Below are 14,353 nucleotides of genomic sequence, written 5' to 3'. Positions count from 1 at the left end.
TCCGGTTTAATCAGAGAAGCGCGGTGAACCTGATGTGCCTATGGAGGTTACTATGTCAAAACACTCACATTATAAAGATAGAAAAACGTTCTATAAAAAAATTGAGCAATTTAAAGAGTTCCAAGAACGGATTTCAGTTCATTTTCAAAACGAAAAACTTTTGTATCAAGCATTTACACATTCATCGTATGTGAATGAGCATCGGAAAAAGCCATATGAAGATAATGAAAGGCTTGAATTTTTAGGTGACGCTGTTTTGGAATTGACGATCTCCCAATTCTTATTCGCCAAATATCCGGCTATGAGTGAAGGAGATTTGACGAAGCTGAGAGCCGCAATTGTATGCGAGCCGTCTCTCGTTTCTCTGGCTCATGAATTGTCATTCGGCGATCTTGTCCTACTAGGAAAAGGTGAAGAAATGACAGGCGGAAGGAAGCGTCCTGCACTTTTGGCTGATGTCTTCGAAGCGTTTATCGGAGCCTTATACCTTGACCAAGGATTAGAGCCGGTCGAAAGTTTCTTAAAAGTCTATGTGTTCCCTAAAATAAACGATGGTGCTTTTTCTCATGTGATGGATTTCAAAAGCCAGCTGCAAGAATTTGTACAGCGGGATGGTAAAGGAACGCTTGAGTATAAAATACAGAATGAAAAAGGGCCCGCGCACAATCGGGAATTCGAAGCGATCGTATCCCTTAAAGGTGAAGCGCTCGGAATCGGAAACGGCCGTTCGAAGAAAGAAGCCGAACAGCACGCGGCGCAGGAAGCTCTTGCTAAATTGCAAAAACACCATACGAAACAATAAAATCCCCCTGCATCTCCAAGGGGGATTTCAGTATGTTCCGGACAAGTTTATGATAAAATTGAAATACTTAATTCATACATAAGGAGGATCGCTATGTTCCTCAAACGTTTAGACGTTATAGGATTTAAATCATTTGCAGAACGGATCTCCGTTGATTTTGTAAAAGGCGTCACCGCCGTTGTCGGTCCGAACGGCAGCGGAAAAAGCAATATAACAGACGCCATCCGCTGGGTTCTTGGAGAACAATCAGCGCGGTCTCTTCGCGGGGGGAAAATGGAAGATATTATTTTCGCCGGAAGTGATTCGCGAAAGAGATTAAATCTTGCTGAGGTCACATTGACACTCGACAATGATGATCATTTTTTGCCGATTGATTTCCACGAAGTCAGCGTGACAAGAAGAGTTTACAGATCAGGCGAGAGTGAATTTCTTATCAATAATCAGCCATGCCGTTTAAAGGATATCATTGATTTATTTATGGACTCCGGGCTTGGAAAAGAAGCATTTTCCATCATCAGCCAAGGGAAAGTCGAAGAAATCCTGAGCAGCAAGGCGGAAGAGCGGCGAAGCATCTTTGAAGAAGCTGCCGGGGTGCTCAAATATAAAACTAGAAAGAAAAAAGCGGAAAACAAACTGTTTGAAACACAAGATAATTTAAACAGAGTGGAAGATATATTACATGAGCTTGAAGGTCAGGTAGAACCGCTGAAAATCCAGGCATCCATAGCAAAAGATTATTTGGATAAAAAGAAAGAGCTGGAACATGTGGAGATCGCTCTGACCGCTTATGATATTGAAGAGCTACACGGCAAGTGGACGAGCCTTCAGAAAAAAGTTCAAATCGCAAAAGAGGAAGAGGTCGCTGAATCTTCTGCTATTTCTGCAAAGGAAGCGAAAATCGAAGACACGCGCGATAAAATCCAAGCGCTTGACGAATCGGTTGATGAGCTTCAACAGGTCCTTTTAGTCACAAGTGAAGAGCTTGAAAAACTGGAAGGGCGCAAAGAAGTACTGAAAGAGCGTAAGAAAAACGCCACTCAAAACCGAGAACAACTTGAAGAAGCAATTATTCTTTATCAGCAAAAAGAAACCGAGCTGAAAGAGAATATCACAAAGCAGACGGCGGTATTTGAAAAGCTGAGGGCAGAAGTGAAGCAGCTTCAGGCCCAAGTCAAAGAAAAGCAGCAGGCACTGAAGCTGCACAGTGAAAATGTTGAAGAGAAAATCGAACAGCTGAAAAGCGATTACTTTGAGTTATTAAACAGCCAGGCTTCCTTCCGCAACGAGCTGCAGCTTTTAGATGACCAAATGTCCCAGTCTGCTGTTCAGCAGCAAAGACTGACAGCCAATAACGAAAAATATATTCAAGAACGAAAAGAAATTTCTGAAAAGAAGGCCGCGTGTGAAACCGAGTTTGCGCGCATTGAACATGACATGCACCAGCAAGTGGCACAGTACCGTGAAGCCCAGTCGAAATATGAACAGAAAAAACGCCAATATGAAAAAAGTGAATCTGCGCTTTATCAGGCGTATCAATTCGTACAGCAGGCAAAGTCAAAAAAAGACATGCTGGAAACGATGCAGGGAGATTTCTCCGGATTTTATCAAGGCGTAAAGGAAGTGCTGAAAGCAAAAAACAAGCTTGACGGCATTCATGGGGCGGTACTTGAACTCATCACAACGGAACAAACGTATGAAACGGCAATTGAAATCGCTCTTGGCGCCTCTGCCCAGCACGTCATAACAGAAAACGAACAATCTGCCCGCCAGGCCATTCAATATCTAAAGCAGCATTCATTCGGCCGGGCGACATTTCTGCCTCTTTCTGTTGTGAAAGATCGCCAGCTCCAAAGCCGTGATGCAGAGACAGCGGAAAAACATCCTGCATTTATCGGTGTGGCAAGCGATCTCGTCACATTTGAGCCGGCATACCGCCGCGTCATTCAAAACCTGCTTGGAACAGTTCTTATAACCGAGCACTTAAAGGGAGCAAACGAACTCGCCAAGCAGCTGGGACACAGATACCGCATCGTCACGCTTGAAGGAGATGTGGTGAATCCGGGCGGCTCCATGACCGGGGGAGCAGTCAAGAAGAAAAACAATTCGCTTCTCGGAAGAAGCCGGGAGCTTGAAACCATTACTAAACGGCTTGTGGAAATGGAAGAAAAAACAGCTTTCTTGGAAAGTGAAGTCAAATCCGTCAAGCAATCCATTCAGGAATCTGAGAACAAGCTGGCTGAACTGAGGGAAGCCGGAGAAAATTTAAGGCTGAAGCAGCAGGACGTCAAAGGCCAGCTGTACGAGCTGCAAATTGCCGAGAAGAATATCAATACTCATTTAGAGCTCTACGATCAGGAAAAATCGGCTCTTCTGGAAAACGACCAAGAAAAGAATGCACGCAAGCGTCAGCTTGAAAAAGAGCTTGAAGAAGTGTCTGATCAAATAAAAGAGCTTGAAGAGGAAATGGAAAGGCTCACACAGCAAAAGCAAATGCAAACTTCAACGAAAGAATCATTATCAAATGAGCTGACAGAACACAAAATCGCCGCCGCGAAAAAGGAACAAGTCTGTACGAATGAAGAGGAAAATCTCAACAGACTGAAGAAAGAGCTGGAAGAAACGCAGCTCGCCTTAAAAGAAACCGCTGAGGATTTAAGCTTCTTAACGACAGAGATGTCATCCAGCACAAGCGGTGAAGTGAAGCTTGAAGAAGCTGCAAAAGCCAAATTAAATGATAAAACAAGAACGGCTGAACTGATTTCTGTAAGACGGAACCAGCGCATGAAACTCCAGCAGGGCTTAGATACATACGAACTCGAACTGAAAGAAATGAAGCGGCTGTATAAACAAAAGACAACGCTCTTAAAGGACGAGGAAGTAAAACTTGGCCGTATGGAAGTCGAGCTGGATAATTTATTGCAGTATTTACGTGAAGAGTACAGTCTGTCCTTTGAAGGGGCGAAAGAAAAGTACCAGCTTGAAACAGACCCGGAAGAAGCCAGAAAAAGAGTCAAATTGATTAAGCTGGCAATAGAGGAGCTTGGCACCGTCAACCTCGGAAGCATAGATGAATTCGAGCGGGTCAATGAACGGTACGAATTTTTGAGTGAGCAGAAAAATGACCTGACAGAAGCGAAGAATACGCTGTTCCAAGTCATTGAGGAAATGGATGAGGAAATGACGAAGCGTTTCAATGATACGTTCGTACAGATCCGTTCTCACTTCGATCACGTCTTCCGTTCCTTGTTCGGAGGCGGCCGAGCGGAGCTAAAGCTTACTGATCCGAACGATCTGCTTCATTCCGGAGTCGATATCATCGCGCAGCCCCCGGGGAAAAAATTGCAGAATCTGAGCCTTTTATCAGGCGGGGAACGAGCCCTTACGGCTATAGCCCTTCTCTTCTCGATTCTAAAGGTAAGGCCTGTGCCGTTTTGTGTATTGGATGAGGTAGAGGCGGCGCTTGACGAGGCAAATGTTTTCCGTTTTGCGCAATACTTGAAAAAATACAGCGGCGAAACACAGTTTATCGTGATCACCCATAGAAAAGGGACAATGGAAGAAGCAGACGTGCTCTACGGCGTTACAATGCAGGAATCCGGAGTTTCGAAGCTGGTTTCGGTCAAGCTGGAGGAAACAAAAGAATTAGTTCAGTAACGAGGAAAGAGGTTGAAAGATGAGCTTTTTTAAAAAATTAAAAGAGAAAATCACAAAACAGACAGACTCCGTATCTGAAAAATTTAAAGAGGGATTGGAGAAAACAAGGAATTCCTTTCAAGATAAAGTAAATGATCTCGTGTCACGCTACCGCAAAGTGGATGAAGATTTCTTTGAAGAGCTTGAAGAAGTGCTGATCAGTGCGGATGTAGGCTTTACGACAGTCATGGAACTGATTGATGAGCTGAAAAAAGAAGTCAAAACGAGAAATATCCAAGATCCTCAGGAGGTACAATCTGTTATTTCCGAGAAATTGGTTGAGATTTATAACAGCGGAGATGAGCAGGTTTCTGACTTGAATATTCAAGCAGGACGTTTGAATGTCATTCTCTTAGTCGGTGTAAACGGAGTGGGAAAAACGACAACGATCGGCAAGCTTGCGCATAAGCTGAAAGAAGAAGGCAAATCTGTCGTACTTGCAGCTGGAGATACATTCAGAGCTGGCGCTATCGAACAGCTGGAAGTATGGGGAGAACGGACAGGAGTGCCCGTTATTAAGCAGGCTGCCGGGAGCGACCCTGCGGCTGTTATATATGACGCTGTCCACGCTGCGAAAGCGCGGGAAGCCGATGTGCTCATTTGTGATACAGCCGGCCGACTTCAAAATAAAGTGAACTTGATGAAGGAGCTTGAAAAGGTAAAACGCGTGATTGAAAGGGAGGTTCCCGAAGCGCCTCACGAGGTGCTGCTTGCCCTTGACGCAACAACCGGACAAAATGCGATGGCTCAGGCGAAAGAATTCTCAAAAGCAACCAATGTAACAGGAATTGCCTTAACCAAACTCGACGGAACGGCAAAAGGCGGAATTGTTCTTGCGATCCGCAACGAGCTTCATATCCCTGTAAAACTGGTCGGCCTCGGAGAAAAAGTTGATGATCTCCAGCAATTCGATCCGGAATCATACGTATACGGACTCTTTTCAGACTTAGTTGAAAATGCCGAAGAATAATCAAAAAAACCGGGGGTTTTCCCCGGTTTTTTTATCTTTCACTATAAACTTTAAAGGGAACCATATCGCAGTAGGAAAACGATTTCCGGCAGTCTGATTGTGCGTTTTTACTCATGTAAACCCCTAGAATTTTGCCTTTCCTTACATATATCAGCATCAAGTTCTTTTTTATGAATATGATCAAATCAATTTGTGAAAATAGGTATTTTCCTTTGACAAGATAAAAACTTGACAGTTGATATAAAACCATGTAAACTAAGTTTTCGTAAAGGGATTTGACTTAACAAAGGGGAGAGCTCATGATGTCGCTCGAAAAAACAACGAGAATGAACTATCTGTTTGATTTTTATCAGTCGTTGTTAACGTCCAAACAGAAGAGCTATATGTCGCTTTATTACTTGGACGATTTCTCCCTTGGCGAAATAGCCGAAGAATATGACGTGTCCAGACAAGCCGTTTATGACAATATTAAACGTACAGAAGCAATGCTTGAACAATATGAAGAAAAGCTGCTCCTGCTGAAAAAGTTTCAGGAGCGTAAAGAGATCTTTCATAAGCTGAAGGAGCTCACGTCCGACGTTAAAGAAAAGGAAGACGTTGAAGCTCTTATCGAAGCGCTTGAGAAATTAGATTAGGAGGCGGCAAACAATGGCATTTGAAGGATTAGCCGACCGACTGCAGCAGACGATTTCCAAAATCCGTGGAAAAGGTAAAGTCACCGAACAAGATGTAAAAGAAATGATGCGTGAAGTTCGGCTTGCGCTTCTTGAGGCTGACGTTAACTTTAAAGTGGTTAAGGACTTTGTGAAAAAAGTGAGTGAAAGAGCCGTCGGCCAAGACGTCATGAAAAGCCTGACGCCCGGCCAGCAGGTTATTAAGGTTGTAAAAGAGGAATTAACCGAGCTGATGGGCGGAGAAGAAAGCAAAATCGCCGTAGCGAAGCGGCCGCCTACCGTCATTATGATGGTGGGTCTTCAAGGGGCGGGTAAAACGACAACCACCGGGAAGCTTGCGAATCTGCTCCGTAAAAAGCATAACCGCAAACCGCTTCTGGTTGCCGCTGATATTTACCGTCCCGCTGCGATCAAGCAGCTGGAGACACTCGGTAAACAGCTTGATATGCCTGTTTTTTCTCTTGGCGACCAGGTAAGTCCGGTTGAAATTGCCAAACAGGCCATTGAAAAAGCCAAGGAAGAACATTATGATTATGTCATTTTGGATACCGCTGGCCGTTTGCACATTGACCATGAACTCATGGATGAATTGGCAAATGTAAAAGAAATCGCGAACCCGGAGGAAATCTTCCTTGTCGTCGACTCAATGACTGGTCAAGACGCCGTAAATGTGGCCAAAAGCTTTAACGAACAGCTCGGTTTAACGGGTGTTGTTTTAACGAAGCTTGACGGTGACACGCGCGGAGGGGCAGCCCTTTCCATTCGGGCGGTTACGAATACGCCGATTAAATTTGCCGGCTTAGGAGAAAAGCTTGACGCGCTTGAAGCTTTCCACCCTGAGCGAATGGCATCCCGAATTCTCGGAATGGGCGACGTTCTGACATTAATTGAAAAAGCTCAGGCAAGTGTCGATGAAGACAAAGCAAAAGAGCTGGAACAAAAAATGAGGACGATGAGTTTCACACTCGATGATTTTCTGGAGCAGCTCGGACAGGTTCGCAACATGGGGCCTCTTGATGAGCTTCTGCAAATGATGCCCGGCGCGGGGAAAATGAAGGGCTTAAAGAACATTCAGGTGGATGAAAAGCAGCTGAATCACGTTGAAGCCATCATTAAATCAATGACTGTTCTTGAAAAAGAACAGCCGGATCTCATCAATTCAAGCCGGCGTAAGCGGATTGCAAAAGGAAGCGGGACATCCGTACAGGAAGTCAACCGTCTGCTGAAGCAGTTTGAAGAAATGAAAAAAATGATGAAGCAGATGACCAACATGTCAAAAGGAAAGAAAAAGGGATTTAAATTACCTTTTATGTAATCGGTTATACATGATAAAACCATTGTTAAGAAAAAACACTTTACAAACACTTTTATCATTGTTAATATACTATCTTGTTGAAATATTTTCGGAGGTGCTAGTAAAATGGCAGTAAAAATTCGTTTAAAACGTATGGGATCAAAAAGATCTCCTTTCTATCGTATTGTTGTAGCAGATTCTCGTTCACCACGTGACGGCCGTTTCATCGAAACAGTCGGAACTTACAACCCGGTTCTAAAACCAGCAGAAGTGAAAATTGATGAAGAGCTTGCTCTTAAATGGCTTCAAACTGGAGCTAAACCTTCTGACACAGTTCGTAACTTGTTCTCTAACCAAGGAATCATGGAAAAATTCCACAACGCTAAACAAGGCAAGTAATGACTGATCAACACTTGGAAGATTTGATTGTGACGATTGTGGCTCCGCTTGTTGACCATCCGGAAGACATTCGGGTCATAAGAGAAGAAACTGATCAAAAGATTGCGCTTCGCTTATCTGTTAATAAATCAGATACCGGTAAAATTATCGGAAAGCAAGGCCGGACTGCAAAAGCGATTCGAACAGTTGTGTTTGCAGCTGGCGCTCGGTCTTCTAAGAAAGTTCAACTTGAGATATTTGACTAAAGGGAGAGGGCCGGCACCTCCCCTTTTTTTACACGAAAAAATGGGTAAACAGTTAAAAGAGAGACATGATAAATAGGTCAAACCGCCTTTCGTCAGGAAAAATGTTTTGAAAGTAGGGAGCTTGGTGCCATGCAGATTATTCACCGTGTAACCGTCATGCAAGTCTTAACCGAGCACAGTAAAGAGAAGCTTGTGGCCTCTTTTGAAGAAAAAAAACAATCGCTTGAACGAGAATGCAACCAGCTCTATTTCCAGCTTAGAAAACATGAAAAAGATCATCTTAACCCTGATGTCACAGAACAATTTAAAAAAGCGATAGAAAAAAGGCAGGACAAAATCAAAATGATCGATTTCCAAATCAACCAAGCGCACACATTGCCGCTTGGAAGCGAAGTGAAAGAAAAGGAAATCGACGCGCTGTTATCCATTGATGTCGGCGATAACTGGCACGAGAAAACAGCAGCAAATACCATCGTCATTAAAGACGGAGTGGTAATCGAAATTCGCCCGAGGTGATGATATGGCAAAGCGATGGTTTAACGTGGGCAAGATAGTAAATACTCACGGAATTAAAGGCGAAGTGCGGGTCATTTCCAAAACCGATTTTGCCGAAGAGCGGTACAAGCCCGGCAAGACCCTCTATTTGTTTATGAGCGGCAGCAAAGAGCCTGTGCAAGTCACAGTTCAAACGCACCGGCTTCATAAACAATTTCACCTTCTTCAGTTTAAAGAAAGACCGTCCCTGAATGATGTGGAAGAATTAAAGAACGCAATCATCAAAGTTCCGGAAGAAGACTTAGGAGAGCTTGATGCAGGCGAATATTACTTCCATGAAATTATCGGCTGTGAAGTGTACACAGAAGACGGCGAGAGAATCGGAGTCATCAGGGAGATATTAACTCCCGGAGCAAATGATGTGTGGGTTGTCGAGCGAGAAGGCCAAAAAGATGCACTGATTCCTTACATTGAATCGATTGTAAAGGATATTGACGTGACGGAAAAGAAAATTCAAATTCATTTGATGGAAGGATTAATAGACGAATGAAAATTGATTTTTTAACCCTTTTCCCCGACATGTTTGAAGGAGTGCTGGGTTCCTCTATTTTGCAAAAAGCACAGGAGAAAAACGCCGTTGAATTTGATGTCGTCAATTTCCGCGCCTTTTCTGATAACAAGCATAAAACAGTGGATGACTATCCTTACGGCGGAGGGGCGGGCATGGTTCTGAAGCCTCAGCCCGTGTTTGACGCAGTAGAAGAGCTTACGGCGAAATCAAAAGCTTCTCCCCGCATTATCCTCGTCTGCCCTCAAGGCGAACGCTTTAATCAGAAAAAAGCAGAGGAGCTGGCGGAAGAAGAACATCTGATGTTCATTTGCGGCCATTATGAAGGCTATGATGAGAGAATCAGAGAACATCTTGTGACAGACGAAATATCAATCGGCGATTTCGTGCTGACAGGCGGAGAGCTGCCGGCCATGATGATTGCAGACAGTGTCGTGAGACTGCTGCCGGGAGTGCTTGGGAAAGAAGAGTCCCATCTTGAGGATTCCTTCAGCACGGGACTCTTAGAGCACCCTCATTACACAAGGCCCGCAGACTATAATGGCCTTAAGGTCCCTGAGACGCTTCTGTCAGGAAACCATGCGAAGATTAAAGAATGGCGAAAAAAAGAATCAGTGAAAAGAACCTTTTTGCGGCGTCCTGATCTGCTTGAACAGTATCCGCTCACAGAGCAAGAAAGAAATTGGATTTCTGAGTGGGAAAAAGAATAGATAGTATTGCACAGACAGTTGAGTTGTGGTAAGATACTACTTGTGGCTTAAGCGGGCTTATCCGCCTAAGCTTGAAAACGATGTTCCGCTGTGCCGGTTTTTATGGTCAAGAGCATCTGTTGGAAGGAGTTGAAAACGATGCAACAATTAATTCAAGATATCACAAAAGAACAATTGCGCACAGATCTTCCTGCGTTCCGTCCTGGTGACACTTTACGTGTACACGTAAAAGTTGTTGAGGGTAACCGTGAGCGTATCCAGATCTTCGAAGGTGTTGTGATTAAGCGTCGTGGTGGTGGAATCAGCGAAACTTTCACAGTTCGTAAGATTTCTTACGGTGTTGGCGTTGAACGTACATTCCCTGTACACACCCCAAAAATCGCTAAAATCGAAGTTGTACGCTACGGTAAAGTACGTCGTGCTAAGCTTTATTACCTACGTGAACTTCGCGGAAAAGCGGCTCGTATTAAAGAAATCAGACGATAATGATAACGAACGAAAAGAGCTTGTTACTGCTAACAAGCTCTTTTTTTATGACTGCATTTGAAAAAGCCGGACAGGCATCGTAAAATACATAAGAGACAGCCAGAAATGACCCAGAAGAAGAGAGTGTCTTCTTACTAGATAAGGCAGGTGTTAGTGTCACATGACCATTCAGTGGTTTCCAGGCCATATGGCAAAAGCAAGACGGGAAGTAACCGAAAAATTAAAACTGATTGATATTGTATATGAGCTGGTGGACGCCAGAATCCCGATGTCATCAAGAAATCCGATGATTGAAGAAATCTTAAAAAATAAACCGCGCATTATGCTGTTAAATAAAGCCGATAAAGCCGATGCAGCCGTCACAAAGCAATGGAAAGAGCATTTTGAAAAGCAAGGCATTCCGTCACTGTCAATTAATTCAGTGAATGGACAAGGCTTAAACCAAATCGTGCCTTCTTCGAAGGAATTATTGCAGGAAAAAATCGATAAGAGAAAAGCGAAAGGCGTTAAGCCGAGAGCCATCCGGGCTTTAATTATCGGCATCCCAAACGTCGGGAAATCAACGCTCATTAACAGGCTGGCGAAGAAAAATATTGCAAAAACAGGAGATAGGCCGGGTATCACGACATCCCAGCAATGGGTAAAGGTCGGCAAAGAACTGGAGCTGTTAGATACACCGGGGATTTTGTGGCCAAAATTCGAAGACGAACTTGTAGGTCTCAGACTGGCTATAACCGGGGCGATTAAGGACTCTATCATCAACCTGCAGGACGTCGCCGTATTTGGACTGCGTTTCTTGGAAGAACATTATCCGGACCGTCTGAAAGAGCGTTACGGGCTTGAAGCGATACCCGAGGATATTGCGGAGCTGTTTGACGCAATCGGAGAAAAACGCGGCTGCCTGATGAGCGGCGGGCTTATTAACTATGATAAAACCACAGAAGTCATCATCCGGGACATTCGTACAGAGAAGTTCGGCAGGCTGTCTTTCGAACAGCCATCATAAAGGCGCGCAGAGATGCGGGTCTTTATTTTTTCATTGCCGCACCGATACATATAGTAAGGGAGAAGAGAAAGTGAATACATTGACAGTAAAGGACATTAAAGACCGGCTGCAAGAGGTGAAAGACGAACGGGACCCATTTCTTGCCGAGTGTGAAAAAGACCAGAGGAAAAGTGTACAAACGCTCGTAGAACAATGGCTGAAAAAGAATGCGAAGGAAAAAGCATTAAAAGAACAATGGGAGAGTATGACTCACTGTGAACGCCTGGCAAGAAACAAAGGCTTCCGTATAATTGCAGGAATTGACGAAGTAGGCAGAGGGCCGCTGGCGGGGCCGGTTGTGGCAAGCGCCGTTATCCTGCCCGCGGAATGTGAAATACTTGGATTGACAGATTCGAAAAAGCTTTCAGAAAAAAAACGCGAAGAATATTATGAACGTATTATGAACGAAGCGCTTGGTGTCGGAATAGGCATTATCGAAGCTTCTGTCATTGATGAAATCAATATATACGAAGCGTCAAAGCTGGCAATGGTCAAAGCAGTCCGCGAACTGTCCGGCGCACCTGATTATCTGCTTGTGGACGCGATGACGCTGCCCCTTGACATACCTCAGTCTTCCATTATAAAAGGGGATGCAAAAAGCGTTTCTATCGCAGCCGGGGCTTGTGTAGCCAAAGTAACCAGAGACAGAATGATGAGCGAGTATGCCAAAACCTATCCGATGTACGGGTTTGAAAAGCACAAAGGCTACGGGACAAAAGAGCATCTGGAAGCACTCGCTGCATATGGGCCGACGGACATTCACCGAAGAACTTTCGCTCCTGTTCAAACTTACTGTTAAGCAAGGGGGGCGCTTTATAAATGAACATGCGCAACGATATACATACGGCGCTGAGAAGCCTGTTTGCGGGCACAGCCGCTTCACTGCAGGACTCAAATCCAACTGAAGAGTCAAGCGGCATTCAGAGGCTTCTTTTAGGGAAAGTGCTCCGTCTCACGGGGGATGAGCATGCGCTGATCCAGGTAGGGGACCAAACCATACAGGGGAAGCTTGAGACAAAGCTTCGCCCTCAAGCGTATTATTGGTTTTCTTATGATAAAAAACCAGCAGAACAAATGGGCAGGCTCCAAGTCGTCCAACGTTTTGATCAAAATCCGGCAACAGTTCAGGAAGCGGCAGGAAAGCTCTTAAGCGCCATTTCAATTAAACCGTCCAATACATCTCTATTAATGACCAGCGCTATGCTGAAAAGCAATCAGCCGATAACAGAAAACGATATCAAAGCAGCTGTTCAATGGATGGAAACGCTGCCGCCCGCAGAAACAAAAAAAGCGATTGAAACCATTTTATTTACCCTCAAGCGTGATCTCCCTGTCCATGAGGGCGTGCTAAACGCCCTTCATGCATTCAAATCACCAGTTTCAATGAATCAGCAGCTGTCACGGTTACTTCACGCAATCAATCAAGATTCTCAGCCGACAGAAGCGCTGATGAAGTTAAAACAGGCTGTCACGGCGCTTTTTGACGCGGAAAGCGACATACATGCAGAACGTCTGGTCCGAATGCTCGGCTCACAAGCGGAAAATGAGGGATTCGGCGGGGAGAAAGCGATGAAATCCGTCAATGATACTGAAGGGCATGTCAGCGGCCGGCGGTCAGCGCCGGAACAAATACAAGGCACGATAAAGCCTAATACCGTTTCTGAAAGCATGCCGCAGCAAAAGGGCATGCAAAGTGCCGAGGCGGAAGAGGATATACCTGAAATCCCGCGGCTGCTCCTTGAAAAAATGTCTGTTCAAGCTGAAAAAAACGGCAGCCATGTGCTAAAAGAAGCGGCGGCTTGGATTAAGGCGGTGCTTTCACAGGAAAATACGAAAACAGGAACCGTGCCGTCTGTTATGCAAGCGGCGCAAGTCACAGATCAAGAAGCCGACGTTTTCGTTGAGGCGGTGAAACAAGCGGAACCAAGCTTGTCCAGCAAAACAGATGTTCTTTCCTTCTTGTCAAAAATCAGACAGGGACTGGGCGCCCGTGACGAATTGGCTTTTATTAAAGCATTTGAACAAGGGGCAGACATGCAGCGTGATGAACTCCAATCTTTAAAACTGACGCTCCATGCCGCACGAACGTCTAATGAGCTTTCTGAGCCTGTCAAGAGGGAGGCTGATCAGCTTTTTCATAAATTAAACGGACAGCTCTTCATTCAGCAGGATCACTCGTCCTACAGCCAGATTGTCATGTCATTTCCTATGTTTTCAAAAAACAGTGTCCAGGATATGACTGTTCTTTTTAAAGGACAAAAAGAACCCGATGGAAAGCTAGATCCTTCTCATTGCCGGCTCCTTTTTTTACTGAATCTTGAATCATTAAAAGAGACTGTTGTTGATTGCTTTGTTCAGCAAAATGTTATGACAATTTCGATAGAAACCGAATTTGATCTGCAGTCTGCGATTGATCCGATGGTGCCAGATTTGAAACAATCCCTGAAAGAAATGGGATACAGCCTGTCAGGTGTTGTGGCGAAAAAAAGGGTTCACTCAGCAGCAGACATTCACATCGAACGATATATAACGAACAGCAGCGAACAAGAACTGGATGTGAGAATATGAAAGAACAGACGCCGTTAAGAAAAGCCGTAGCTCTGCATTATGACGAGCAGAAGGATAAAGCGCCGAAGGTCATAGCGACAGGCAGAGGACACATTGCGGAAAACATTATAGCAGAAGCGAAAAAAGCAGGGGTACCGATTCAGGAAGATCGGACCCTTGTCGAATTAATGCGACATTTGACAGTGGATGATCAGATTCCGGAAGCGCTTTATGAAACTGTAGCCGAAATATTTTCTTTTGTTTACAAGCTGGATGAAAGTGTAAAAAATAAAAAGTAACCAGAAATATTCCCCATACTCCATTTAAATTTATATTTTCAGTAAAATAAAAGTTTGAATGTTTAGAAGGATTTTACGATTTTGCATCGAACTCTAGACAATCCTTCCAGTATTATATAGAATGAA

At 44.4% G+C, this 14,353-nt stretch carries 15 protein-coding genes; all 15 read left to right on the top strand.

The annotated features are described in order from the left end of the window. Positions 1-52 precede the first annotated feature (52 nt). The 15 genes from rncS to GXP75_RS01330 all read left to right on the top strand — a co-directional run bounded on the left by rncS (position 53) and on the right by GXP75_RS01330 (position 14,227). Complete coding sequence (gene rncS / locus GXP75_RS01400; RefSeq protein ID WP_003328975.1) at positions 53-802, top strand: ribonuclease III; 750 nt, start codon at positions 53-55, stop codon at positions 800-802. Between the two features lie 93 nt (positions 803-895). Further along, complete coding sequence (gene smc, locus GXP75_RS01395) at positions 896-4,456, top strand: chromosome segregation protein SMC (RefSeq protein WP_242555992.1); 3,561 nt, start codon at positions 896-898, stop codon at positions 4,454-4,456. A 19-nt stretch (positions 4,457-4,475) separates the two neighbouring features. Then, the gene (ftsY, locus tag GXP75_RS01390; protein WP_242555991.1) at positions 4,476-5,465 is read left to right on the top strand and encodes a signal recognition particle-docking protein FtsY; all 990 of its coding nucleotides are present in this window, start codon (positions 4,476-4,478) and stop codon (positions 5,463-5,465) included. Positions 5,466-5,767: 302 nt separating this feature from the next. After that, positions 5,768-6,100 carry a putative DNA-binding protein gene (locus GXP75_RS01385; RefSeq protein ID WP_003328972.1) on the top strand — a complete coding sequence of 111 codons (333 nt, stop codon included), beginning with the start codon at positions 5,768-5,770 and terminating at the stop codon, positions 6,098-6,100. A gap of 13 nt (positions 6,101-6,113) precedes the next feature. Next, positions 6,114-7,454, top strand: a complete 1,341-nt coding sequence (gene ffh, locus GXP75_RS01380) for a signal recognition particle protein (protein ID WP_061571547.1) — start codon at positions 6,114-6,116, stop codon at positions 7,452-7,454. A 105-nt stretch (positions 7,455-7,559) separates the two neighbouring features. Continuing rightward, positions 7,560-7,832 (top strand): 30S ribosomal protein S16, encoded by a 273-nt coding sequence (gene rpsP / locus GXP75_RS01375; RefSeq protein WP_214914611.1) that lies wholly within the window; start codon positions 7,560-7,562, stop codon positions 7,830-7,832. After that, positions 7,832-8,077, top strand: a complete 246-nt coding sequence (locus GXP75_RS01370; RefSeq protein WP_010788591.1) for a KH domain-containing protein — start codon at positions 7,832-7,834, stop codon at positions 8,075-8,077. Before rpsP ends, GXP75_RS01370 begins: the two co-directional genes overlap by 1 nt. A gap of 129 nt (positions 8,078-8,206) precedes the next feature. Then, the gene (locus GXP75_RS01365; RefSeq protein WP_003328968.1) at positions 8,207-8,593 is read left to right on the top strand and encodes a YlqD family protein; all 387 of its coding nucleotides are present in this window, start codon (positions 8,207-8,209) and stop codon (positions 8,591-8,593) included. 4 nt (positions 8,594-8,597) lie between these two features. Next, positions 8,598-9,122 carry a ribosome maturation factor RimM gene (rimM, locus tag GXP75_RS01360; RefSeq protein ID WP_061571549.1) on the top strand — a complete coding sequence of 175 codons (525 nt, stop codon included), beginning with the start codon at positions 8,598-8,600 and terminating at the stop codon, positions 9,120-9,122. Next, positions 9,119-9,850 carry a tRNA (guanosine(37)-N1)-methyltransferase TrmD gene (gene trmD, locus GXP75_RS01355; RefSeq protein WP_214914608.1) on the top strand — a complete coding sequence of 244 codons (732 nt, stop codon included), beginning with the start codon at positions 9,119-9,121 and terminating at the stop codon, positions 9,848-9,850. Before rimM ends, trmD begins: the two co-directional genes overlap by 4 nt. A 138-nt stretch (positions 9,851-9,988) precedes the next feature. Then, on the top strand, positions 9,989-10,336 hold the full coding sequence (gene rplS / locus GXP75_RS01350; RefSeq protein WP_003328964.1) for a 50S ribosomal protein L19: 348 nt from the start codon (positions 9,989-9,991) through the stop codon (positions 10,334-10,336). A 160-nt stretch (positions 10,337-10,496) separates the two neighbouring features. Continuing rightward, complete coding sequence (gene ylqF / locus GXP75_RS01345) at positions 10,497-11,342, top strand: ribosome biogenesis GTPase YlqF (protein ID WP_214914606.1); 846 nt, start codon at positions 10,497-10,499, stop codon at positions 11,340-11,342. A 70-nt stretch (positions 11,343-11,412) separates the two neighbouring features. After that, entirely contained in the window at positions 11,413-12,180 is a 768-nt protein-coding gene (locus tag GXP75_RS01340) for a ribonuclease HII (RefSeq protein WP_214914603.1), read from the top strand. Positions 12,181-12,200: 20 nt separating this feature from the next. Then, positions 12,201-13,949 carry a hypothetical protein gene (locus GXP75_RS01335; RefSeq protein ID WP_242555990.1) on the top strand — a complete coding sequence of 583 codons (1,749 nt, stop codon included), beginning with the start codon at positions 12,201-12,203 and terminating at the stop codon, positions 13,947-13,949. Next, the gene (locus GXP75_RS01330) at positions 13,946-14,227 is read left to right on the top strand and encodes a FlhB-like flagellar biosynthesis protein (RefSeq protein WP_003328960.1); all 282 of its coding nucleotides are present in this window, start codon (positions 13,946-13,948) and stop codon (positions 14,225-14,227) included. Before GXP75_RS01335 ends, GXP75_RS01330 begins: the two co-directional genes overlap by 4 nt. Positions 14,228-14,353 lie beyond the last annotated feature (126 nt).

This window comes from Bacillus sp. HU-1818, from assembly GCF_022695965.1.
Lineage (GTDB): Bacteria > Bacillota > Bacilli > Bacillales > Bacillaceae > Bacillus > Bacillus atrophaeus.
The sequence above is the reverse complement of the archived record's forward strand: the minus strand, read 5'-3'. Positions and strand labels throughout refer to the sequence as shown.